This window comes from Mesorhizobium sp. M0771, assembly GCF_040320155.1.
In the GTDB taxonomy this organism is placed as follows: Bacteria; Pseudomonadota; Alphaproteobacteria; order Rhizobiales; family Rhizobiaceae; genus Mesorhizobium.
The window spans coordinates 24847-44952 of sequence record NZ_JAMYPC010000015.1 but is presented as its reverse complement, the minus strand read 5'-3'; the positions used below and the strand labels follow the sequence as shown (position 1 = coordinate 44952).

Annotated in this window: 17 protein-coding genes; 11 read left to right on the top strand and 6 right to left on the bottom strand. The window is 64.5% G+C overall.

Going from position 1 to position 20106, the window contains the following annotated elements:
• Nucleotides 1-150: 150 nt before the first annotated feature.
• The 4 genes from NKI05_RS21550 to NKI05_RS21535 form a co-directional block, all read right to left on the bottom strand.
• Nucleotides 151-855, bottom strand: a complete 705-nt coding sequence (locus NKI05_RS21550; protein WP_023670469.1) for an ROK family protein — start codon at nt 853-855, stop codon at nt 151-153.
• Between the two features lie 119 nt (nt 856-974).
• On the bottom strand, nt 975-2348 hold the full coding sequence (gene zwf, locus NKI05_RS21545) for a glucose-6-phosphate dehydrogenase (protein ID WP_352793117.1): 1374 nt from the start codon (nt 2346-2348) through the stop codon (nt 975-977).
• Between the two features lie 23 nt (nt 2349-2371).
• Entirely contained in the window at nt 2372-3385 is a 1014-nt protein-coding gene (gene gnd / locus NKI05_RS21540) for a phosphogluconate dehydrogenase (NAD(+)-dependent, decarboxylating) (RefSeq protein ID WP_023670467.1), read from the bottom strand.
• Nucleotides 3386-3427: 42 nt separating this feature from the next.
• Nucleotides 3428-5848 (bottom strand): glucan 1,4-alpha-glucosidase, encoded by a 2421-nt coding sequence (locus tag NKI05_RS21535; RefSeq protein ID WP_502898768.1) that lies wholly within the window; start codon nt 5846-5848, stop codon nt 3428-3430.
• 204 nt (nt 5849-6052) lie between these two features.
• Between NKI05_RS21535 and NKI05_RS21530 the strand changes: the two genes are divergently transcribed.
• The 8 genes from NKI05_RS21530 to NKI05_RS21495 all read left to right on the top strand — a co-directional run bounded on the left by NKI05_RS21530 (nt 6053) and on the right by NKI05_RS21495 (nt 15672).
• Nucleotides 6053-7066, top strand: coding sequence for an ABC transporter substrate-binding protein (locus NKI05_RS21530; RefSeq protein ID WP_023670464.1), 1014 nt, complete (start codon nt 6053-6055; stop codon nt 7064-7066).
• A gap of 48 nt (nt 7067-7114) precedes the next feature.
• Nucleotides 7115-8632 (top strand): sugar ABC transporter ATP-binding protein, encoded by a 1518-nt coding sequence (locus NKI05_RS21525; RefSeq protein ID WP_023715878.1) that lies wholly within the window; start codon nt 7115-7117, stop codon nt 8630-8632.
• 1 nt (nt 8633) lies between these two features.
• Nucleotides 8634-9605, top strand: coding sequence for an ABC transporter permease (locus NKI05_RS21520; protein ID WP_352793114.1), 972 nt, complete (start codon nt 8634-8636; stop codon nt 9603-9605).
• Between the two features lie 2 nt (nt 9606-9607).
• Complete coding sequence (locus tag NKI05_RS21515) at nt 9608-10555, top strand: ABC transporter permease (RefSeq protein ID WP_023752674.1); 948 nt, start codon at nt 9608-9610, stop codon at nt 10553-10555.
• 128 nt (nt 10556-10683) lie between these two features.
• Nucleotides 10684-11709: a BMP family protein gene (locus NKI05_RS21510; protein ID WP_023694458.1), complete on the top strand. Its 1026-nt coding sequence runs from the start codon at nt 10684-10686 to the stop codon at nt 11707-11709.
• A gap of 173 nt (nt 11710-11882) precedes the next feature.
• Nucleotides 11883-13394 (top strand): ABC transporter ATP-binding protein, encoded by a 1512-nt coding sequence (locus tag NKI05_RS21505; protein WP_023747356.1) that lies wholly within the window; start codon nt 11883-11885, stop codon nt 13392-13394.
• A gap of 281 nt (nt 13395-13675) precedes the next feature.
• Entirely contained in the window at nt 13676-14731 is a 1056-nt protein-coding gene (locus NKI05_RS21500; RefSeq protein WP_023683937.1) for an ABC transporter permease, read from the top strand.
• Nucleotides 14728-15672, top strand: coding sequence for an ABC transporter permease (locus NKI05_RS21495; protein WP_023694455.1), 945 nt, complete (start codon nt 14728-14730; stop codon nt 15670-15672). Before NKI05_RS21500 ends, NKI05_RS21495 begins: the two co-directional genes overlap by 4 nt.
• A 71-nt stretch (nt 15673-15743) precedes the next feature.
• Here NKI05_RS21495 and NKI05_RS21490 read toward each other — a convergent pair whose 3' ends face one another.
• Nucleotides 15744-16511 (bottom strand): SDR family NAD(P)-dependent oxidoreductase, encoded by a 768-nt coding sequence (locus NKI05_RS21490; RefSeq protein ID WP_023686096.1) that lies wholly within the window; start codon nt 16509-16511, stop codon nt 15744-15746.
• A gap of 233 nt (nt 16512-16744) precedes the next feature.
• On the opposite strand from NKI05_RS21490, the gene NKI05_RS21485 reads away from it, so the two are divergent.
• On the top strand, nt 16745-16900 hold the full coding sequence (locus tag NKI05_RS21485) for a hypothetical protein (protein ID WP_023670454.1): 156 nt from the start codon (nt 16745-16747) through the stop codon (nt 16898-16900).
• Nucleotides 16901-17058: 158 nt separating this feature from the next.
• Complete coding sequence (locus NKI05_RS21480) at nt 17059-18012, top strand: LLM class flavin-dependent oxidoreductase (protein WP_023715880.1); 954 nt, start codon at nt 17059-17061, stop codon at nt 18010-18012.
• 89 nt (nt 18013-18101) lie between these two features.
• Here NKI05_RS21480 and NKI05_RS21475 read toward each other — a convergent pair whose 3' ends face one another.
• The gene (locus tag NKI05_RS21475; protein WP_023702406.1) at nt 18102-18770 is read right to left on the bottom strand and encodes a cysteine hydrolase family protein; all 669 of its coding nucleotides are present in this window, start codon (nt 18768-18770) and stop codon (nt 18102-18104) included.
• Nucleotides 18771-19093: 323 nt separating this feature from the next.
• Between NKI05_RS21475 and exbB the strand changes: the two genes are divergently transcribed.
• The gene (gene exbB, locus NKI05_RS21470) at nt 19094-20104 is read left to right on the top strand and encodes a tonB-system energizer ExbB (RefSeq protein ID WP_502898767.1); all 1011 of its coding nucleotides are present in this window, start codon (nt 19094-19096) and stop codon (nt 20102-20104) included.
• Nucleotides 20105-20106 lie beyond the last annotated feature (2 nt).

Sequence of the window (20106 nt, the reverse complement as noted above, 5' to 3'; positions counted from 1 at the left end):
CCGCTCTAGTCATTTGTCTTGCCGCATATGTGCGGTTGCGCCAGATGATTCCATCCGGTGCCACCGATCTAATCGCCAAATCTGCGTAACGCAATGACTTCGTATCGCGCCACACGTCATTTTGAACAACTATACTGAATTTTAATACTATCAGACGATCAGCGCCTTGTCGCGCCATAGTCGAAAACCGCCCTCGAAAGCGCGCGTATTGTCGCCGCGCCTGGATGTGGCGGGCAATTCATCCAGTCTGTCGACATTGCCGCCGCCGATGACGACATAATCCGGCTGCAGCGCCGCACGCAGCCGCCCCACGACGTCGAAAACGTATTTGCGCCATTTTTTCTTGCCGTATTTCTCCAGGCCGCGCTCGCCGACATAATCTTCGAAACTGCCGCCCTTGCGGTACGGCAGATGCGCCAGTTCCATCGGCTGGCCGACATTGTTGAGGATCATCGCCGCGCCCAGGCCGGTGCCGAGGCCGAGGAACAGCATGCGCCCGCCATCGTAGCTGCCGATCGCCTGCAGCAGCGCGTCGTTGACGACCTTGACCGGCTTGCCGAAGGCGGCAGCAAAATCGTAGCCGTCCCAGCCCTTGCCGAGATTGGCGGGATCGAGCGAAGGCCTGTTGTGCCTGACCGGGCCGGGATAGCCCATCGAGATCAGGTCATAGGCCAGCCCTTCGGCCAGCGTCTTCACCGTGGCGACCATCTGCTGCGGCGTCAGGTCCGGTCCGGAATCGGCGCGGCGCATCTCGCCGCCTGCGCTGGTGAGGATTTTCACATGCGAGCCGCCGACATCGATCGTCAGCACGATCGGTTCGGCCTTGGCCTTCGCGGGCCTGGCTGCCTTGGCCATGTCGTTTCCTCCGCTCACTTGGCGCATTCCCGCGTTTCAGGGAAACGGGGGAATGCTCCAACTCTTTGTTTTTACCCAATTTCGGACGGAAAGACCGCTCGCACTTTTCCTGGAATTGCTCAACTCGGATTGATCCAGCCGTTGGGCGGCCCGAAGCTGGCCATGGCGTCGGCAGGCCCCCAGGTCTTCGGGTCATACATATGCGGCGGCGTGGTGTCGCCCAGCACCGGGCCGACGATGCGCCAGGCAAGCTCGCTGGCATCCTGGCGGGTGAACAATTGGCCATTGCCGTTCATGGCATCGCCGATCAGCCGCTCATAGGGCGGCATGTCGCCCTTCGAATCGTCCAGCGCGGTGAGCTCGACCTGCTCGCCGACCATGTCGTCGCCGGGCGCCTTGCGCTGCGCGCCGATCGAGATCGCCACCTGCGGGTCGATGCGGAAGCGCACGTAATTGGCGTCGCTGGGCTTGATCGGATCGAAGACGTCGAGCGGCGGCCGCTTCAGCCGCACGATCACTTCGGTCACATGCACCGGCATGTTCTTGCCGGTGCGGATGAAGAAGGGCACGTCCTGCCAGCGCCAGGTGTCGACCATGAAGCGCACCGCGGCAAAGGTTTCGACCGGCGAGTTCGGCTTCACGCCGGGTTCAGCGAGGTAGCCGGTGAACTGGCCGCGCACGACGTCGTCCTTGGTCAGCGTGCGGATGGCGCGCAGCACCTGCACCTTCTCGTCGATCAGATCGTCGGCCGAGCGGCCGACCGGCGGTTCCATGGCGAGCAGCAAAAGGATGTTGAGCAGATGGTTCTCGATCACGTCGCGGATAGCGCCGACATCGTCATAGAATTTGCCACGGCCTTCAACGCCGAAGTCCTCGGCCATGGTGATCTGTACGCTTTCGACGAAGTTGCGGTTCCAGATCGGCTCGAGAAAGGAATTGGCAAAGCGGAAATAGAGCAGGTTCTGGATCGCCTCCTTGCCGAGATAGTGGTCGATGCGGAAGATCGACTGCTCTTCGAACACCAGATGCAGCACGCGATTCAGCCAGCGCGCCGATTGGAGATCGTGGCCGAACGGCTTTTCCACCATCAGCCGCGCGCCATGCGCGGTACCGGATTGCTCCAGCCCCTGGACGACGGTCTCGAACATGGTCGGCGGCACCGCCATATAGTGCAGAGGCCGCTGCGCCGAGCCGAGCGCCGTCTTCAGCTTCTCGAAGGTCGCGCCGTCGCGGTAGTCGCCGCTGACATAGCGCAGCAGACTGGCGAATTTGGCGAAGATCTTTTCGTCGATCTTGCCGAGAGCGTTGACGATGCCGTCGCGGGCCCGCGCCTGCAATTGGTTGATGTCCCAGGCATCGAAGGCGACGCCGATCACCGGCTCGGTCAGCGTCCCCTTGGCTACCATCTGGTAGAGGGCCGGAAATATCTTCTTGTGGGCAAGGTCGCCGGTTGCTCCGAAGAGCACCAGCGTGTCGGACCGTTCCGGGCTCATCTTGCGCGTCTCCCCTGCGGCCTTCACTTGCCGGCCTTCGGCTTTTCGACATGGCCGCCAAAGGCATAGCGCATGGCCGACAGCAGCTTGTCGGCGAATTCGGATTCGCCCTGCGAGGAGAAGCGGTCGAACAAAGCCGAGGACAGAACCGGCGCCGGCACGCCGGTGTCGATCGCCGCCTTCAGCGTCCAGCGTCCTTCGCCGGAATCGGAGACGCGGCCGCCGAACTGGGCCAATGCCGGGTCGCTCTTCAGTGCGCCGGCGGTGAGGTCGAGCAGCCACGAGCCGATCACACTGCCATGGCGCCAGACCTCGGCCACTTGCGGCAGGTCGATGTCGAACTGATAGTATTGCGGGTTTTCCAAAGGGCTGGTCTCGGCGTCCGCCGTGCGCTGTCTTTTGCCGGCATTTGCCGATTTCAAAATGTTCATGCCTTCGGCATAGGCGGCCATGACGCCATACTCGATGCCGTTATGGATCATCTTGACGAAATGGCCGGCGCCGCTCGGTCCGCAATGCAGGTAGCCAAAGGGTGCGGTTCCACCCGCCTTGTCGGGCGTGGCGCCGACATCGGCGCCGGGCGCCAGCGTGGCGAAGATCGGGTCGAGGTGTTTGACCGCCGTGTCGGGGCCACCGATCATCAGGCAATAGCCGCGCTCCAAGCCCCAGACGCCGCCGCTGGTGCCGACATCGACATAGTGCAGGCCCTTGGCCGCGAGCTCGGCCGCCTGGTCGACAGCGTCGTGATAATAGGAATTGCCGCCGTCGATGATGATATCGCCGGGCTCCATCAATGCTGCCATCTGGTCGGCGATCCTGCCGGTGATCGCCGCCGGCAGCATCAGCCAGGCGCTACGCGGCTTGGACAGCTTGCCGACGAACTCTTCCATGGAGGCGGCGCCGATGGCGCCATCGGCAACCAGGGCGGCAACGCTTGCCGGGTTGATGTCGTAGACGACGCATTCATGGCCGTCGCGCATCAGGCGGCGCACCATGTTGGCGCCCATCCTGCCCAGTCCCATCATTCCGATCTGCATGGTCTTGTCCTAGTCGCTTGAGGAAAGAAAATTGTGGGCGAGTTAGTTCTCAATGCCGACGGTGAAGTCGACATTCTCCCAACGGCCGCCGTCGGGCCAGAAAAAAGTGAAGACGATCGTATTACCTCGCGGAATATCGGCCACCGGCAGATCCGCCAGATGGACGCCAAAGACATTCACGGACGTGTTGATTTCATGGCTGGTCTGCCACTGGTCGCCGCTCCAGCGGATCAGTGCCGGCTGCAGCAGTTCAACCCGCAGCGTCTTGCCGGCTTCCAGGGTGCGCAGCCTGTTGTTGAAGCGCCATATCCTCAGCGGCGAGCCGGTCTTGTCCCTGACATAGCGCTTGACGCCTTGCGGCGGCATGTCGAAGACGGCGCCGTCGCGGAGCGAGCGCAACAGCTTGATGTGTTCCGAATGCGCCCAGACCAGCGGCATGGCGCTGCCCGACGGCCTGCCCAGCCACAATTCGCGCTCCGGTATGTCGGCGCCGTCCCAGACCTGTTCCGGCAGCAGACCGCCCACACCAGCCGAAGCCTCGAATGTCCTGAGCAGGCTTGCCGCCTTGTCCTTGTTACCGGCGGCCAGCTCGTAGTGGGCGCGTTCGCCGGCCAGCAACGGCCAGGGTCGGCCCTGGCCGTTGCCGTCGAAGGGGGCGCCGTCGGCGTGTTCGCCATAACCGTCGCTGGTGTAGCGGTACCATAGAGGCCCTTGCGGCAGGTCGCAGCGCAGTTGCGCGTCGATGATCTTGACCGTGCCGACGATGCGCGGATCGTCCGCGGCCCTGAGGCCGAAGCGGACTAGCGCCAGCGCGTCCGGGCTGACAATCGCTTCGGCCGGCTTGTCGGTATCGCCCGGCGGACGGTTCTTGATCGGTACGAAGCCGTCCTTCGGCGATGCGGCGCCTGAACCGTCGGCCGGCGCGATGCGGATGTAGTAGCCGTCGACGCCAGCCTCGTGGCACGCCGGTGTGCCGCTGACATAGGTCCAGCGCTCGATCTGGTCGTTCCAGCAATCCGCGACCTCGCGCAAATAGTTAGCCGGCTCCGGTTTGCCGTCAACGTCGAACAGATCGGCGGCGCCAAGCAGTGCCGATATTTCGACGGCGAGCGTGAATGGGCTGTAGCCGGCATCCTCTTCCCAGCGGTCCTGCCCGGTGACGGGACCATTGCGCACGACATAGGACGCTGCTTTCTCGACCATCGGCATGAAGGCGGCGAGCTTGGCGCGCGGCAGGTGGCCGGCGCGGTGCAGCGCATCGGCAAGCAGCAGTGGGAAGGCGCATTCGTCCATCTGGATGCCCGGCCAATAGAGCGAGCCGTCGAGCCACACATTTTGTGGCCAGTGGCCGTCCGGCTGCTGGATGGAACGGAGATAGGCGAGGATCTCAAGCGCCTGCGCCGGATCGCCGGCGGCGAGCAAGCCGCCCGCGGTTTCCACAAGGTCGCGCGGCCAGACCAGATGATAGCCGCCAAGGTCGTCGTCGCCCTTGCTCGCTCCCCACGGGATCGACAGGCTGGCAACGGCCGCGCCGGGCCTCGCCAGCGACAGGTGCGTCGCCAGCACCGCTGTGCTGACGCGGTAGGTGTTGAGGCCGGATGCATCATGGTGGTCGAGCGGCGTCAGGCCTGCCTGCCATTTCCGCCATTTCGCGACATAGGCCTTTGCCGCCGGCTCAAAACCGCGTTTCAGGCTGGCGGCGGCGTTTTCGGCCGCTTCATCCGGCGTTGCCCCAAACCCAAGCGCAAGCAAGGCTTTGCTGTTGCGTAAGGAAAAGCCGATCTCGCCGGTCAGCGCGACATTGCCGTCCTCCGCCCTTTGGCAGGTCGGATCGAGCCGGCCGGCGCGGCTGAGTTGCTGCCAGCCGTCGGAAAAGCCTGCATAGCCGGCCGAGCAGTCGCCCCAGGGCAGCGAGGAGGCAAGCGCCAAGCAGGCGCCGTGCCCGGACGCAAACAGCATCGGCTTGCCCTTGTGCACGCCGATCCAGGCGGTGTTGCCCATGCCGGCATTGACCAGATGCGGCGCCAGCAGGGCGTAGACGCGGTAGTCCGTGGCCACGCCCTCGAGTGCCGTGAAGCTGATTTCCTGCAGCAGGGCCGGGCGCGCCGGATCCGCCAGGATGCGCTTTTCGATCCGGTAACGCGCCGTCGCGTTGACCAGCCGGTAGGCGGGCACGCCGTCCTCGAACGGCTCGATGGCATGCGTGGCGTCACGCTTCTCCTCGGAGAACCAGCCGCCGGGACCGGTGACCAGCAGTCCCATGTCGCGCGTGCAGGCGCTGTCGAGGCCGGGATAATAGACCTCGTTGACGATGCCATGGCTGAGCGTGAACCAGACGCGGCTCGCCGGCGAAAGCGCGGCACCTACGCCGCTCTTGGCGCTTGACGTCCAGCGCGCCGGAATTCCGGGGGCGCCCATTCTTTTGGGTGCACTGGGGGGAAGGGTCGGCGGCATCGCTGCCATGCATGGTCTCCTGGACCCTTCCCTAGACCAGCACGCGAAGGCTTTTCAACCGCCGCACCTGAAGTTGATCGTCCAAGCGTGATCGATCGCAGTTGACAAGCGGGCGTATCTGAATTTGTCTGACAATAGATAAAAAACAGGCAGACAACGCCAAAACCATCTGCAACAGTCGGCGGGGCCGACAATCCATGGGAGGATTATGACATGAAGACACTGCTCGTCCTGAGCGCTCTGGCGGCGATGCTCGCCTCGGGCACGGCGCTTGCCGACACCAGCGGCAAGAAGATCGCCTTCTCCAACAATTACGCCGGCAATTCGTGGCGCCAGGCGATGCTCGACAGCTACGGCATCGTCACCAAGAAGGCGGTGGAGGATAAGATCGTCGGCGCCGCCGACATCTTCACCACCGCCGACAAGGAAGTGCCGACCCAGGCTGCCCAGGTGCAGAACCTGATCCTGCAGGGTTATGACGCCATCGTCATCAATGCCGCATCGCCGGATGCGCTGAACGGCGCCATCAAGCAGGCCTGCGATGCCGGCATCGTCGTCGTCTCCTTCGACGGGACGGTCACCGAACCTTGCGCCTACCGCGTCGTCGTCGACTTCAAGGACATGGGCAAGCAGGAAGTCGAGCAGATGGCCAAGTTCCAGCCCAAGGGCGGCAATTTGCTGGAAATCCGCGGCCTTGCCGGCACCTCGATCGACGATGCCATCCATGCCGGCATCCTCGAAGGCGTCGCCGCCCATCCCGAGTTCAAGATCGTCGGTTCGGTGACCGGCGACTGGGACCAGACGACGGCGCAGAAGGCGGTCGCGACGATCCTGCCTTCGTTGCCCGACATCGTCGGCATCGTCGACCAGGGCGGTGACGGTTATGGCGCGGCACAAGCCTTTGCCGCCGCAGGCAAGCCGCGTCCGACCATCATCATGGGCAACCGCCAGGACGAGCTGAAATGGTGGAAGGAGCAGAAGGACAAGGATGGCTACCAGACCTGGTCGGCCTCGATCGCGCCCGGCGTGTCGTCGCTGGCCTTCTGGGTGGCGCAGCAGGTGCTCGACGGCCGCACCGACATTCCGCATGACCTTTTGGTGCCGTATCTCGCCTTTACCCAGGACAATTTCGAGACCGAGCTGCCGAAAATCAAGGAGGGCGGCGTCGCCACCCACGAATACAGCCAGGAAGACGCAATCGCGGCGATCAAAGCCAATATCAAGTGATGCATTGCATTCATTGCCAGCGGCATGACCGACCGGATATCGTTGAGCATGCCTGAGGCCAATACGGACATCATCAGACTGGGCGGCGCCGAAAAACATTTCGGCGCCGCCCATTTGGACATCATCAGGCTGAACGGCGCCGAAAAACATTTCGGCGCCGTTCGGGCGCTTAACGGCGTCGACTTCCATGTTGTATCAGGCGAATGCGTCGGGCTGGTCGGCCACAACGGAGCCGGCAAGTCGACGCTGATGCATATGGTGGCCGGTACACTGCAGCCCGATGGCGGTGAGATCGCGGTGCGTGGCAATGCCGAAACCGACTACTCGGTGGCGCGCGCGCTGAAACTCGGCATACGCTGCGTGTTCCAGGAACTGTCGCTCTGCCCTAACCTCAGTATCGCGGAGAATACGCGCATCAACCATCCGGCGCTCACCGGCTTCGGCTGGCGACGCAAGGCGGCTGCTCTCATTGCCGCCAAGCTGGACGAAATCTTTCCGGATCACGGCATCTCGGCGGACGACATTGCCGGCGATCTCTCCATCGGCCGGCGGCAGATGGTCGAGGTGGCGCGCGCCTTCACGGTGACGCGCGATCCGCTCGACCTGGTCATCCTCGACGAGCCGACCTCTTCGCTGGACGCGCATACTGCGGGCCAGCTGCTTGCCTTCGTGCGCCGTTTCGTCGCCACCGGGGGCAGCTGCATCCTGATCTCGCATGTGCTGGGCGAGGTGCTGCAGAATGCCGACCGCATCGTGGTCATGCGCGACGGCAAGGTGGTCGCCACGGACGTTGCAAAAGCGTTCGACCGCGACCGGCTGGTGACGACGATGGGCGGCGCGGAAGCGCGCGAGAAGATCGCGGCGGAGATCGCCGCCAGGCCGGCGGCGGGCCCGCTCAGGGTGCGGGCGCGGCCCGAGCGGCAGCAGGACGGCAAGGAGCTTGTCGCCCGCGCCGGCGAGATCATCGGGCTTGCCGGGCTTGCCGGCCATGGCCAGACCGACCTGTTGCTGGCGATCTTTGCCGCCGCGACGCGTAGAAGGCTTGATATCGAGGTGACCGCCCCGGTGGCGCTGGTGGCCGGAGACCGCCAATCGGACGGCATTTTCCCGCAATGGTCTATTGCCGAAAACATCGGCATCCGCTCGCTGGCGCAGCTGCGCAAAGGGCTGCTGATCTCGCCGCAGCGCGAGGCCGAGCTTGCCGAGTTCTGGAAGCAGAAGATTGGCATCCGCACGCCTGATATGACCAACAACATCTTCTCGCTGTCCGGCGGCAACCAGCAGAAGGCGCTGTTTGCCCGCGCACTGGGTTCCGATGCGCAGATCGTGCTGATGGACGATCCGATGCGCGGCGTGGACATCGGCACCAAGCTCGAGGTCTACGATCTCGTGCGCGAGGAGGCGGCCAAGGGCCGGACCTTCCTCTGGTACACCACCGAGACCGAAGAGCTCGACAATTGCGACCACATCCATGTCTTCAAGAACGGCCGCATCGTCGCCAATCTCACGCGCGACGAGCTGACCGAGGAAAAGATCATCCAGTCCTCATTCGGCGACGCGGCCTGAGATGACGGCAATCGCTCCCGGCCCGACGACCTCGCCGCGCAGCAGTGCCGCCCGCGCGCGCCTGTTGCGCAGCCTGTTGCCGGCGCTGTCGCTGGCGCTGGTGGTTATCGCCATCGCCTGGCTCAACCCACGCGCCATCAGCTATTTCGGCTTCAGCCTGATGTTGAACCTGGCTATCCCGATCGCGCTGGCGACGATCGCCCAGATGTTCGTCATCGCCGGCAATGAGCTCGATCTGTCGATCGGCACTTTTGTCGGCTTTGTCGGCTGCGTCACCGCGACCTGGCTGAAGGACGCGCCGCTGCTCGGCGTGGTCATCCTGCTCGGCGCCATCGGGGTCTATGCACTGCTCGGCGCATTGATCCATCTGCGCAATCTGCCGTCGATCGTGGTGACGCTGGGCATGAGCTTTGTCTGGCAGGGGCTTGCCATTCTGGTGCTGCCCAAGCCCGGTGGCAAGGCGCCGGACTGGCTCTTGTCGCTGATGGCCTTCAAGCCGCCCTTCATTCCGTTCCCTATCATCGCCGCGCTGGCGATCGCAGCGGTGGTGCATTTTGGGCTGATGCGCACCTCCTATGGCGTTATCCTGCGGGGATCCGGCGGCAATCCGGCGGCGCTCAGGCGCGCTGGCTGGTCGCTGCTTCGAACCAAGATCGTGCTGTTTGCGCTGACCGGCCTATTCGGCGTTCTGTCCGGCATGGCGCTGATCGGCATCACCACCTCGGCCGACGCTAATATCGGCAATGGCTACACGCTGCTGGCGATCGCCGGCGTCATCCTCGGCGGTGGCGAGTTCGTCGGCGGCCGGGTATCGCCGATTGGCGCCGTGCTCGGCGCGCTGACACTGGCGCTGGCGGCATCGCCTCTGCTCACCTTCATGCACATTCCGCCGGATTGGCAGGTCGCCGCCAACGGCGCCATCCTGATCATCGTGCTGGCAGCCCGCGTCCTGATCAGTCGCAGGGATAGATAGCGATGACATTTGTGAAATCGCTGGCCGCCAAACCCTGGATATGGTCGTTCATCGGCGCGATGTTCGTCTGGCTGGCGACCATCGCTTTCACCGGCGGCTATGGCGGCGGTGGCATGGTCACGGCGGCACTGTCGCTGGCGGTGTTCACCGTCATCGTCGGAGTCGGCCAAATGTTCGTCATCACGCTCGGGCCAGGCAATGTCGACCTGTCGCTGCCGGCCAATATCGGGCTCGCCAGTGCCGTCGCCATGAAGGTCATGGGCGGCAGCGATTCCATGATCGTGGTCGGGCTGCTCGCCGCGCTCGCCTGCGGCGCCGCCATCGGTGCCGTCAACTATCTCCTGATCTGGGCGCTGAGGATCCCGCCGATCATCGCCACTCTGTCGGCCAGCTTCATCATCCAGTCGATCGACATCAGCTATGGGCGTGGCCTGCAGATCAAGCCGCCGCCCGGCTTTGCCGATTTTGCCAACTGGCAAATCCTGGGCATTCCAGTGCTGGCGATCCTTACCGTATTGTTCAGCATCGGTGCGGCCATCGCCTTGCAGCGCATGATCTATGGCCGCTCGGTGCTGGCGATCGGCCAGAACATCCGCGCCGCGTGGCTTGCCGGCGTCAATGTCGGCCGCACCCGCTTCCTGACTTACACGCTGTCGGGCGCGCTCGGCGGCATGGACGGGGCGCTGCTCGCCGGCTATTTCCGCGGCGCCAATGTCGATATCGGCAACGAGTACCTGCTGGCCTCGATCGCCGTCGTCGTCATCGGCGGCACCTCGGTCGCCGGTGGCAAGGCCAATGTTCCCGGTGTCTGGGGCGCGGCGCTGTTCCTGGTGCTGCTTCTGACCATGCTCAACACGTTCGGCGTCAGCGCCGGCGTTCGGCTGTTGCTGACCGGGCTGATCATCGTCGGCGTCATCACCGTAGCCGGCGGCGAGAAAGCGCTGCGCTAAAAGGCGTGAGCCCGGCAGCAGTCCCGCCAAATTTGACCATGTGGACAAAAGTCCGCACCCGTTCCATAGTTCCGCGTCTGATTTCGGAACAGTCGGCTCGACACGGCTGTCAAACAGAGGGGCACTAGATGGAAAACCGGAAAAACAAATCGCAATCGACCGGCCTGTCGCGGCGCGACGTGCTGGAACTCGGCGCACTTGGCCTGGCCGCAGCCATGCTGCCGGGTGCAGCCCTCGCCAAGGACAAGAAGCTGAAGGTGGCGGCGATCTTCGCCACGCCGATCGAGGAGCCGTGGGACAACCAGATCCACGTCGCCCTGCAGAAGGCCGAGAAGGAACTCGGCATCGAATACAAATGGTCGGAAAAGGTGCAGACCGCCGATTTCAGCCGCGTCATGCGCGAATATGCGCAAGGCGGGTACCAGCTGGTGCTGGGCGACGCCTTCGCCGCCGAGCGTGAATCGCGCCGCACGGCAAAGCAGTTCCCGAAGACGGCATGGCTGTTCGGCTCGGGCGCCGGCCCGGCCGAGCCCAATTTCGGCGTCTTCGACAACTGGATCCACGAGCCGGCCTATCTGTCCGGCATGATCGCCGGCAAGATGTCGAAGTCGGGCACGATCGGCGCGGTGGCGGCCATGGGCATTCCGGAAGTGAACCGGCTGGTCAACGCCTTCTTTGCCGGCGCCAAGGAGGTCAATCCCAACATCAAGAAGAAGGTCGCCTTCATTGGCTCGTTCTTCGATCCGCCCAAGGCCAAGGAAGCGGCGGTCGCCCAGATCGATGCCGGCGTCGATGTCATCTATGCCGAGCGCTTCGGCGTCATCGAGGCGGCGGTGGACAAGAAGATCCTCGCCATCTCCAACATGTCCGACCAGTCGAGCCTCGGCCCCGACACGGTCATAACCGGGCCGGTCTGGGACATGTATCCGACGGTCGAGCAGGCGATCAAGCTGGTCAAGGCCGGTGTCTTCACCGCGCAGGATTATGGCGATTTCTCGCGCATGGCCAAGGGCGGGTCGTTCCTGGCGCCCTACCATAAATTCGACAAGACGCTGCCGGCGGATGTGAAGGATCTGGTCGAGAAGAAGAAGGCCGAGATCCTGGAAGGCAATTTCCGGGTGGATGTGGATGAGAACACGCCGGTTTCGGATTAGCTCGGCGTACCCTCCCCCTTGAGGGGAGGGTGGCCCGCAGGGCCGGGTGGGGTCCTCCGCGAAGTGCTCCATCCTGCTAAGTCATGGGTTGAGGCAGTTGAGGTGACCCCACCCGCCTCGCTTCGCTCGGCACCCTCCCCTCGAGGGGGAGGGGTATCTCCGCAGGAGCATCCTTGTCCGCCCCTCTCATCGAAATGCGCGGCATCACCAAGAGCTTCGGCGCCGTCAAGGCGAATGAGGCTGTCGATCTAAGCGTCGCCCCAGGTGAGATCCTCGGCCTGCTGGGCGAAAACGGCGCCGGCAAGACGACGCTGATGAATGTGCTGTTCGGCGCCTATGCGCCCGATGCCGGCGAAATTCTTATCCAGGGCAAGACCGTGCGGATCACCAGTTCGGCCGATGCGCTGGCCGCCGGCATCGGCATGGTGCACCAGCATTTTCATTTGGCGCCAAGGCTGACGGTCCTGGAAAACCTTCTGATTGGCATTCCCGGCAAATCCGGCCGCATCGACCGCGCCGGCGGACTTGCCCGGTTGTCCGACATCAGCCGTCAGTATGGGCTGACGCTGGACCCCAACCTGCCTGTCTCCGCGCTGTCGGTCGGCGAGCAGCAGCGGCTCGAAATCGTCAAGGCGCTGTTTCGCGGCGCCAGGCTGTTGATCCTCGACGAGCCGACGGCGGTGTTGGCGCCGAGCGAGGTCGACGGGCTGTTTTCGGCGCTGCGCTCGATGGCGGCGCAGGGGCTCGGCATCATCTTCATCTCGCATAAATTGAACGAGGTGCGGGCGCTCACCCATCGCTGCACCGTGTTGCGGCACGGCCGCGTCGCCGGCCGTGTCGACGATCCGGCGAACACGACATCGGCAGAAATGGCGCAGCTGATGTGCGGCCATGAGATCGTGCCGCCGGCAAGAGGACCTTCGACCCCAGGCGCGGCGGTGCTGACGCTCGACGGTATTTCCACCTCACGGCATTCGGGGACGCCGCTGCGCGATGTATCGCTTGCCGTTCGCGCGGGCGAAATCCTCGGCATTGCCGGGGTCTCCGGCAATGGCCAGCGGGCACTGGCCGAGGTGATTTCCGGCACGCGCGCGCCCGACGCCGGCGTGATGACGATAGCCGGCAAACCTGTGACGCGGTTCTCCCCGCGCGAGGTGCAGGCGCTCGGCCTTGGCCGCATCCCGGAAGACCGTATGACGACCGGGCTGGTCACCAATCTGCCGCTCGCCGATTCCATGGTGTTGCCGCGCATTGGTACTGCGGCTTTCAGCAGCCGGGGCCTGCTCAAGCCAGATGCGATCCGCGCCTTCGCCGAAGAACAGATCAAGGCCTATGACATCAGGTGCCCCGGGCCGATGACCCGCGCCGGCGCGCTGTCGGGCGGCAATCTGCAGAAGGCGCTGTTGGCGCGCGAACTGGCTTTCGACCCGAAGGTGCTGATCGTCTCGCAGCCGACGCGCGGCCTCGACATCGGTGCCGCCCGCTTCATCCACGAAAAATTCCTCGACATGCGTGCCAAGGGCTGCGGGATCATCGTCATCGGCGAGGATCTCGAAGAGCTGCTGGTGCTCTGCGACCGCATCGCGGTGATGTATGAGGGCCGCATCGCCGGCACGCTGGACAGCGCCGATGCGACCATCGCGCGGCTTGGGCTGCTGATGACCGGGGCGGAGGGCAGAGCCTAGATGGACTTTCTCACTCGGTTCCTCGCAGAAACCTCAAATAATACTGCCCGCTTTTGGCTGACTTTAAGCGTCAGCGCTGCCCCTCACCTGCCTGCCGGCATCCTCTCCCCGTATAGAGACGGGGAGAGGGGCTCTCACCCATGGTTTCGCCAATCACCACAGCTGCAAGAGGGGAGTTGCATAGGGCCCGGATCCCTTCTCCCCGTGTCTATTCGGGGAGAAGGTGCCGGCAGGCGGATGAAGGGCGGCGCGACCGTCTGGGCGGCGGAGGGGCATAGCTGATGTTCCGCCTCGAAGCCCGCAGTTCCACCCCCGCCTGGTTCAATCTCGCTTTGCCGCTGCTGGCCATCGGCGCAGCGCTGGTCCTGTGCAGCGGCCTCATCGCGCTGGCAGGCGCCGGCGTGCTTGAGGCCTATGGCGTGATGCTGTCGGCCTCGTTCGGCGACAGCTATGCCATCACCGAAACGCTGGTGCGCGCCGCCCCGATGATCTTCACCGGGCTGGCTGTGGCCGTCGCCTTCCGGGCCAAATTCTGGAACATCGGCGCCGAGGGCCAATTGCTGGCCGGCGCCGTGGCCAGCTGCTTCGTCGGCGCCATCCCAATGCCGGGCGCGCTGGCGATCCTGTCGATGGCGCTGGCGGGCGCTGCTGCCGGTGCCGCGGTAGCGCTGGTGCCCGCGACGCTCAGGGTCAAATTCAAGGTGGATGACGTCGTCAGCTCGCTGCTGCTCAACTCGGTCATCTACTATGCGCTGATGGCGCTGATCGAGGGGCCGTGGAAGGACTCGTTCAGCGGCTATCCGATCTCGCCGCCGATCGAGGATTCGGCGAATTTCCCGGTGCTGCTCGAAGGCACAAGGCTGCATCTGGGTGTCATCGCCGCGTTGATCGCGGCCCCGTTGATCTGGTTCCTGATCGTGCGCACCACGCTCGGCTTCCGGATCAGGGTCACCGGCGAAAGCCCGGAAGCCGCCCGCTATGGCGGCATACATGTCGAGCGGGTGCTGATCTCGACGGCGCTGCTGTCGGGCGCGCTGGCCGGGCTTGCCGGCGTCGGCGAAGTCGGCGGCGTGCATTTCCAGGTGATGAGCGACATTTCGCCGGGCTATGGCTATTCCGGCATCGTCGTTGCCATGCTGGCCAGGCTCAATCCGCTCGGCGTCGTACCGGCGGCGATCTTCCTGGCCGCCGTGATGACCGGCGCCGAAGCGATGTCGCGCGCCACCGGCGTGCCGGCGTTCCTCAGCGATGTCATCCAGGGCACGGCGCTGCTCGCCATGCTGGTGGCGCTGCTGTTCACGGCCTATCGCATCCGCCGCGTCGGTGCCGCCTTATGAGCGCGGTGTTCGAACAGATCTTTCAGGTCGGCTTCCTCGCCGCCATTATCCGCATCGCCACGCCGCTGGCATTTGCCACGCTGGGCGAGATGTTCTCCGAGCGGGCCGGCGTGCTCAATCTCGGTATCGAAGGCATCATGCTGCTCTGCGCGATGACCGGCTTCACCGCCGCCAGCCTCAGCGGCAGCCTGTGGCTCGGCGTGCTGGCCGCGGTGTTGACCGGCATGGCGATGAGCGCGCTGCATGCGCTGTTCACCGTGGCGCTCGGCCTCAGCCAGCATGTCTGCGGCATCGGCGTTACTTTGTTCTCGTCCGGCCTTGCCTATTTCCTCTACCGTCTGACCTTCGGCCAGCAATCGGTGCCGCCCAGCATCAAGGGTTTTCAGACGGTGCCGATCCCGCTGCTGTCGGATATTCCGGTTCTGGGGTCAGCGGTTTTCAACCAGTTTGCGCTGGTCTACTTGGCAATCATTGCCATCCCGCTCGCTGCTTTCGTGCTCTACCGCACGCCTTGGGGGCTGTCGGTGCGGATGGTCGGCGAGAACCCGCGCGCCGCTGATTCCGCTGGGGTCAGCGTCATCGCCACGCGCTTCCAGGCGGTCATCCTCGGCGGTGCGCTGATGGGGCTTGCGGGCGCCTTCCTCACCATGGCACAGTTCAACGCCTTCACCTTTGGTGTCGTGTCGGGCCGTGGCTGGGTGGCGATCGCGCTGGTCGTGTTCGGCCGCTGGGACCCGTGGCGCTCTGCGGGCGCGGCGCTGCTGTTCGCCTTCGTCGATGCGCTACAATTGCGCATGCAGGCGAGCGGCCTCGGGCATATTCCCTATGAGACGTTCTTGATGCTGCCGTTCATTTTCACCATCGTCGCGATGGCCGTGATGTCACGCAACGCGGTTGCGCCGTCGGCGCTGCTGAAGCCGTTTCGACGAGAAGAGCGGTAAGCGAGTAGGACTTGGCGCCCTTCCTCTCCCCCGATCGACGGGGGAGAGGAAGGGCGCCAAGCCTGGGATACTCACATCGCCGTAAAACCATTATCGACAAACAGATGCGTGCCATTGACGAAGCTGGACTCATCGCTGGCGAGGTACAGCGCTGCCTTGGCCACTTCCTCCGGCTCACCGATGCGGCCCTGCTGTGCGGCCAATGCGGCGTCCGACACGTCGACGCCGAGCTTGCCGAGATCGGCGACCTCGCGCAGGCCGTGCGGCGTGCGGATGAAGCCGGGACAGACGGCGTTGCAGCGTATGTTGCGGTCGCGGAATTCGACTGCGATGGCGCGCGCGAACATGTGGCAGGCGCCCTTGGTGGTGTCGTAGAGCACCTCCATGGGTGTGGCCGCCACAGCCGAGATCGACGAGGTGCAGACGATCGAACCGCCACCGGCAGCGATCATGCCCGGCAACACGGCGCGCGTCATCAGGAACATCGAGCGGACATTGACCGCATGCAGCCAGTCCCATTCCTGCACTGTCGTCTCCAGGAACGGCTTTATCACGATGGTGCCGGCATGGTTGAACAACACCGTGGCCGGGCCGAGCCTGGCAGTCGCCGCCTTCACTGCGGCCTCGACCTGCGCCTCGTCCGAGACGTCGGCCACCCAGTGTTCGGCGATATGTCCCCGCGCGCGTATCGCCGCCGCAGTGGCTGCCGCCGCCTCGCCATTGCGGTCGATGATCGCCACCTTGGCGCCTTCGGCGGCGAACAATTCCGAGGCCGCTCCGCCCATTCCGGTCGCGCCGCCCGAGATGATTGCAATCTTGCCGGCTAGTCTTGTACCCATGTTCTGTTCCCCGTTCCCGATCGAAATGATCCGCATTTACGCCGGAATGGCGATGCTATCGCCTATGCAGATGTCGGCCAAGCTTGTCGCTCGCTTGTCGCCAACAGGGGTCTCCCAGCAATCCCAAACCAAATAATAAGGAATACTGAGAAAATCGTTCTACATATCGCCAAAAAATAGCACTCGACAAAGTCTACTGATTTTATAGATTAATCCGCAAGACGGAGGTCGATATGTCCTATATCCAGAACGCCGAGACGGACCGCACCAGCCAGAGGCTGGCCAATAGCCAGGCTTTCCGCCCGGCCTATGCCGGCGCTTTCGCCTATCTCGTCTTTGCCCTTGCGTTCGTGTTCACCGGGGCAGTCGTGCTCGGCTTGATTCCCTGACCGATCAGGCCGAAAGGGTGGCGACCTAGCGCTTTCAGTGAGTGACCGGAGTTGATGAACCGAACGCGGACGCGCTTTGGCGCTGATGCTTGTTTTTACGCATGTCGTCGTCTCAAAACCGGGGGCGACATACATCCAACGTGATGGAGGAGATGGCAATGCCGATCGAGTTCACGCATGTTCCCGGTAAAACGCACGCCGCCGATGCCGGTTCGGCCGTACCGTTCTTCTATGATTTCGTCGAGACGGCGACCAAGCTGTCGCTGATCGAGGATTCCGGCTTCCAGAACATCGTCGTCGACGACCCGGCCGGGCTGTTGACCAATATGGACATCGCCGCCCAGGCGCTGGACCGCACCTCGTCGCTGGAAGTGGTGCTGACGCACTGGGCCGGCGTGATCGCGCCAGCCGTTGCGGCGCGGCAACTGGCGGCGCTCGACGCCAGGAGCGGCGGCCGGCTGGCGCTGAGGATGCTGAGCGAGCCGCTGGATGACGACGATGCCGAGACGCGTCCGGTCGGCCACACCGTGGTCTGGCAGCGCATCGACGAATATCTGGTGCTGCTGAAGCGGCTGTGGTCGAACGACCGGCCCTTCGACCATGAAGGTGCGTTCTACAGCATCAAGGGTGGCTATGTGCCGCGCAAGGGGCCGCATGGCGTCGACGTGATCATCCGCATGGGTGGCCAGTCCGGCACCGCGCTCAAGGTCGCCGGCCGCCATGCCGACGTGTTTGAACTCACGGCTGGTTCGCTCGACGAGATCCGCCAGCTGATGGAACGGGCGCGCAGCGCCGCCGCCGAGCATGGCCGCGCCGGCAAGCTGCGTTTTGCGCTTCCGGTCCGGGTCCGCTCGGAGGGTGGCGCCTCTACCGTCGGACACAAGGCGGTCGAACTTTCCGGACCACCGGCGCAGATCGCCCTGTCGCTGCTGCCCTATGCAGCGCTGGGCATCAGCGAGTTCATGATCGTCGGTGTCGACCGGCCGCGCGAGATCGCCAGCGTCGGCCGCGAGACGATCGCGCTCTTGCGCAACTCGCTGGCACGCCGTGAGGCTGAGGTGCCGCAGCCCGGCGCGTTTGCGCGGGCGGGTGGGGACATTCACGCAGGGTGAATTTGCGGGTGGAATGAAAAGCTATTTCGTAGCGTTCCGTCACACCCCCCTCTGCCCGGCAGGGCAGAGGGGCGCTGTCCCGCCAGCGTCTAATCACCACTCAGCACTGCCAGCGCCTCCAGCACCGCGTCAGATTCCGTCAGCGTACCAAATACCCCGTCCTCCACCGTCACCATATGCAGCGCCGCGTCATGCGCGTATTGGTCGCCACTGGCGCAGGCATCGGCGATGGTCAGGCACTGGAAATTGCGGTCGCAGGCCTCGCGCAGCGTCGTGTGCACGCAGACATCGGTCGTGCAGCCGGAAAAGATCAGATGGGTGATGCCGCGTGCGCGCAGCACAAGCTCCAGATCCGTATAGGTGAAGGCGCTGTTGCAGGTCTTGTCGACGATGATGTCGTGCGGCGCGACGTCGATCTCGGCGACGATCTGAAAGCCGGGGCCGGAGCGCAGCAGCACGTCGGTGCCTTCGAGACCCGCCCGCTTGCGGCGCCATCTCTCGTACGGCGTCATGTCGGCCATGTCGCCGCGATATCCCTGCCTGGTGTAAATGATGGTGAGGCCGGCCGCACGTGCCGCTGATATCAGTCGGTTAACTGTCGGCAGGATGGCGCGCAGCGGCGCGGGGTCATAACCCTTCCTGGCGAAATAGCCGGTCGGCGAAAGGAAATCCTCCTGCAGGTCGATGACCAGCAGCGCGGTGTTTGCTGGCACCAGCCGGCCGTCATAGGGGAAATCGAACGGTATCGCCTTGATCATCGCAGCCTGCCTCAATTGCTGCCCGGTATCGTGGCCCAGCAACCCTGCGGCCGTCCATCCCTCAGTGCGACGACACCAGGTAGACCGATGCCAGGACGATGTGCCGTTGAGACATCGCGCCCACAATCGTTGGCCAAAAAAGCCATCTTGTTTGTTGACTATTAAACTCATGTTTTATAGTCAAGCAGGGGCACTCGGCCGCCTGAATTGTTTCCAGCGGCTGTGCCGCGTTTGAGAGAAGCCAGAATCCGTGGCTGGAGTTTTCGGGGTCGAGATCGGGGTGTTCCCGCATCCCGTCACCGACCAGCCGATCGGTACGTGCAATGACGAAGCGAGGACGAAGCGTGTCCAGAAATGGTTTGTTGGCGGCGCTGGCCGCGGTCATGCTGTCGGCCGGCAGCGCTGCTGCGCAAGAGCAGCCAAACACGCAGCCCAGGGTGACGACGGAACCCGCTGCAGCTGCCCGGTCGGCGGCCCAGCCTTCCCCGGTCGCAGTCGAACGGCCCGCACCGGCTGCGCCTGTCGCGCCGGCTTCGCCAACTGCCGGGCAGGCGGCGCCGACCGCGCCCCAGCCGGCAAACCAGCCCGGTGCATCCGCGCAGGCCGAGCCTTCGGCAATATCGCTGACGCTGCCGCACGATCTGTCGCCCTGGGGCATGTTCATGGCCGCCGACATCATCGTCAAGGCGGTGATGATCGGGTTGGCCTTCGCCTCGCTCGTCACCTGGACGGTGTGGCTGGCCAAATCGCTGGAGATTCTCTTCGGCAAGCTCAGCGCCCGGCGCGCTGCGCGCGCCATCGGCAATGCCGCCACGCTGCGCCAGGCCGGGCGCTCGCTTGGCAACAATGGCGGCCCCGGTGCGCTTTTGGTGCGGGCAGCCGAGGAAGAGACTGCCCTTTCGGCCGGTGCGCTCGGCCATGTTACCGGCGACGGGCTGAAGGAACGAGTGGCGTCGCGCCTGTCGCGCATCGAGGCGGCGGCGGCGCGGCGCGTGTCGCGCGGCACCGGCGTGCTGGCGACGATCGGCTCGACGGCGCCCTTCGTGGGCTTGTTCGGCACCGTCTGGGGCATCATGAACGCCTTCATCGGCATCTCGCAGGCGCAGACCACCAACCTCGCGGTCGTCGCGCCCGGCATCGCCGAGGCGCTGCTCGCCACTGCGATGGGCCTGGTCGCGGCCATTCCCGCGGTGGTCATCTACAACGTCTTTGCGCGGTCGATAGCCGGCTACCGGCAGCTCCTTGCCGATGCCTCGGCCGGGGTCGAACGGCTGGTCAGCCGCGATCTCGATTTCCGCACGGTGCCGCAGGCGCCCGCGCTGGCGGCGGAGTGATG

Bases quoted from the DNA above. Each gene is read 5' to 3' on its own strand.
- NKI05_RS21500 (WP_023683937.1), top strand. From the start codon at position 13,676: ATGTTCCGCCTCGAAGCCCGCAGTTCCACCCCCGCCTGGTTCAATCTC.
- NKI05_RS21525 (WP_023715878.1), top strand. From the start codon at position 7,115: ATGCCTGAGGCCAATACGGACATCATCAGACTGGGCGGCGCCGAAAAA.
- exbB (WP_502898767.1), top strand. From the start codon at position 19,094: ATGACGAAGCGAGGACGAAGCGTGTCCAGAAATGGTTTGTTGGCGGCG.
- NKI05_RS21495 (WP_023694455.1), top strand. From the start codon at position 14,728: ATGAGCGCGGTGTTCGAACAGATCTTTCAGGTCGGCTTCCTCGCCGCC.
- NKI05_RS21480 (WP_023715880.1), top strand. From the start codon at position 17,059: ATGCCGATCGAGTTCACGCATGTTCCCGGTAAAACGCACGCCGCCGAT.
- NKI05_RS21530 (WP_023670464.1), top strand. From the start codon at position 6,053: ATGAAGACACTGCTCGTCCTGAGCGCTCTGGCGGCGATGCTCGCCTCG.
- zwf (WP_352793117.1), bottom strand. From the start codon at position 2,348: ATGAGCCCGGAACGGTCCGACACGCTGGTGCTCTTCGGAGCAACCGGC.
- NKI05_RS21550 (WP_023670469.1), bottom strand. From the start codon at position 855: ATGGCCAAGGCAGCCAGGCCCGCGAAGGCCAAGGCCGAACCGATCGTG.
- NKI05_RS21535 (WP_502898768.1), bottom strand. From the start codon at position 5,848: ATGGCAGCGATGCCGCCGACCCTTCCCCCCAGTGCACCCAAAAGAATG.
- NKI05_RS21490 (WP_023686096.1), bottom strand. From the start codon at position 16,511: ATGGGTACAAGACTAGCCGGCAAGATTGCAATCATCTCGGGCGGCGCG.
- gnd (WP_023670467.1), bottom strand. From the start codon at position 3,385: ATGCAGATCGGAATGATGGGACTGGGCAGGATGGGCGCCAACATGGTG.
- NKI05_RS21520 (WP_352793114.1), top strand. From the start codon at position 8,634: ATGACGGCAATCGCTCCCGGCCCGACGACCTCGCCGCGCAGCAGTGCC.
- NKI05_RS21515 (WP_023752674.1), top strand. From the start codon at position 9,608: ATGACATTTGTGAAATCGCTGGCCGCCAAACCCTGGATATGGTCGTTC.
- NKI05_RS21485 (WP_023670454.1), top strand. From the start codon at position 16,745: ATGTCCTATATCCAGAACGCCGAGACGGACCGCACCAGCCAGAGGCTG.
- NKI05_RS21475 (WP_023702406.1), bottom strand. From the start codon at position 18,770: ATGATCAAGGCGATACCGTTCGATTTCCCCTATGACGGCCGGCTGGTG.
- NKI05_RS21510 (WP_023694458.1), top strand. From the start codon at position 10,684: ATGGAAAACCGGAAAAACAAATCGCAATCGACCGGCCTGTCGCGGCGC.